The sequence below is a fragment of the Bradyrhizobium sp. SHOUNA76 genome (assembly GCF_023006445.1).
Lineage (GTDB): Bacteria > Pseudomonadota > Alphaproteobacteria > Rhizobiales > Xanthobacteraceae > Bradyrhizobium.
Genome location: NZ_JALBHA010000762.1, coordinates 1 through 2,131 on the forward strand (window position 1 = coordinate 1; position 2,131 = coordinate 2,131).

Consider the following 2,131-nt stretch of genomic DNA (forward strand, 5'->3'; position numbering starts at 1 on the left):
GTGGTCCGCGCCGGCTGAGCGTGCGGGCAGTCAATTGCGCGCACTCGCCCGCATTTTCTCCGGAGGCGCCGGGCCTCGCATGAAGTCGGCATCATCGCCTCCGCCCGACGGGATCAGGATCGCCCGCTCGCGCGGCAACGCCTCCGGCATCTCGTCACGAATGAAGGCCACGAGCTTCTCCCTGATCTCGCAGCGCAAGTCCCACGACTGCGGCGCGTTCCTCGCGCTGACCAGTGCCCGCAGCTCGATGGTGCGCGAGTCCGCGTCGATCACCTGAAGATTGACCACGGCCCCGTCCCAGAGCTTGGACTGCTTCACCGCCTCTTCCAGCCAGCGTCGAATGCGCGGGACGTCGGCACGATAATCGACATGAAGCGCGATCACTCCGATCAGGGAGGCGGTGTCGCGGGTCCAGTTCTGGAACGGTTTTTCGATGAAATAGGATAGCGGCACCACCATGCGGCGCCAGTCCCACAGCCGGATCACGACATAGGTCGCGGCGATATCCTCGACCCATCCCCACTCGTTCTCGATGATCACCGCGTCCTCGATGCGGATCGGCTGGGTGATGGCGATCTGCAAGCCCGCGATCAGGTTGCTGAGCAGCGGCCGCGCGGCAAGACCGACGATGATACCGGCCGCGCCGGCGGAGGCGAACAGGCTGACGCCGTATTGCCGGACCGAGTCGAACGTCATCAGTGCGGTCGACACCGTGATGATGACGATGATGGTGTCGGTGACGCGCTTGAACACGCGGACCTGCGTGACGTGCTTGCGGGCGACGAAATTCTCGGTGACGTCGCGAAAGTTCTGCAGATAGCGCGCCGCACTCATGTCGACGATCCGGATCGAGATCCAGCCGATCAGCGCGATGACCGCCACCACGAACAGCCGCATCAGCGGCGTGCGGATCGCGTCGTCGAGCGGCGCGAGCGGCAAAACCAATGCGACCGCGCCAAGACACAGCGCCAACTGAGCTGGGCCCGTCGTGCGCTCGATGAACACGCTGAGGAGCGGGAGACGAGTTCCGAAGGCGCGATTGAGAAGCCAGGCCGCAAGCCGATGGAGGGCAAGAGCCAGCAGAATCGCGCCGAGCACCAGGCTGAGGCCGACAAACCACGACGGTATCCAGCCGAACATCCTGTCGATGTCGGCCATGAGGGCTTGCCAATTCATTGCTGTCCCCGTCTTTGCATTCGCGTAGCCGGCTCAACGCCTCTCGGCCGGCTTCGCTCCCCCGCCCTGTGCAACGCAGCATTCCACAGGTGCAACCGTTGCCGAACTGGACTAGTTTGGGGCGGTCATGACTCGACGTAGCGGCAGCGCCGATCTTCCTTTGCACACCGGACGAGTTCCGCCGTGGCTGGCAAGCCGCATGGCCTCGCTCGGGTCGATCCTCACGCAGGCGATTGTGCATCATTATGGCCGCGATGCGTTCCTCCAGCGGCTGTCTCATCCGTTCTGGTTCCAGTCATTCGGCGCCGTCATGGGAATGGACTGGCACTCCTCGGGCATCACGACCTCCGTGATCGGCGCGCTGAAGCGCGGGCTCGGGCCGCTTCAGGACGAGCTCGGTATCTATGTCTGCGGCGGCCGCGGCCAGCATTCGCGCAAGACGCCGGATGAATTGATGCAACTCGGCGACCGCGTTGGATTCGACGGCGCAAAGCTGACCCGCGCAAGCCGCCTGGTGGCGAAGGTCGACAGCGCAGCCGTGCAGGACGGCTTCGACCTCTATCTCCACGGCTTCTTCGTCACCGCCGACGGCAAATGGACGGTGGTGCAGCAGGGCATGAACGGCGACAAGCGGCAGGCACGACGCTATCACTGGCATTCAGAGGCCCTGAAGAGCTTCGTCGATACGCCGCACAGCGCGATTGACGGGCCCCAACAGGGGGAGATCGTCAATCTCACCGATCATCGCGCCGACATCTCGCGCAGCGCGCAGCTCGATCTCTTAGGGAATCTCGGCCCCGATCGCATCGTCTCCGAATTCGAACGGCTCATGGGGACCGCGCCCGAGCCGGCACAGGCCATGCTGCCGCACCTGATCATGCCGGCGCATCACGATGTCAGGCCCAAGGACGTGTTCGCGCGCCGCCTGCACGGCACGCTCGCCGCCGCAACCGAG

Annotated in this window: 2 protein-coding genes; one reads left to right on the forward strand and one right to left on the reverse strand. The window is 64.7% G+C overall.

Features of this window, described 5'->3' with window-relative positions:
- Window positions 1-30: 30 nt before the first annotated feature.
- Window positions 31-1,176, reverse strand: coding sequence for a mechanosensitive ion channel family protein (locus MOV74_RS36760; RefSeq protein WP_246932237.1), 1,146 nt, complete (start codon window positions 1,174-1,176; stop codon window positions 31-33).
- A gap of 127 nt (window positions 1,177-1,303) precedes the next feature.
- Between MOV74_RS36760 and MOV74_RS36765 the strand changes: the two genes are divergently transcribed.
- A partial coding sequence (locus tag MOV74_RS36765) for a DUF763 domain-containing protein (RefSeq protein WP_246932239.1) occupies window positions 1,304-2,131 on the forward strand: 828 nt, incomplete at its 3' end.

Excerpts from the sequence above, each read along its gene's own strand:
- MOV74_RS36760 (WP_246932237.1), bottom strand. The coding sequence starts at position 1,176 with ATGAATTGGCAAGCCCTCATGGCCGACATCGACAGGATGTTCGGCTGG.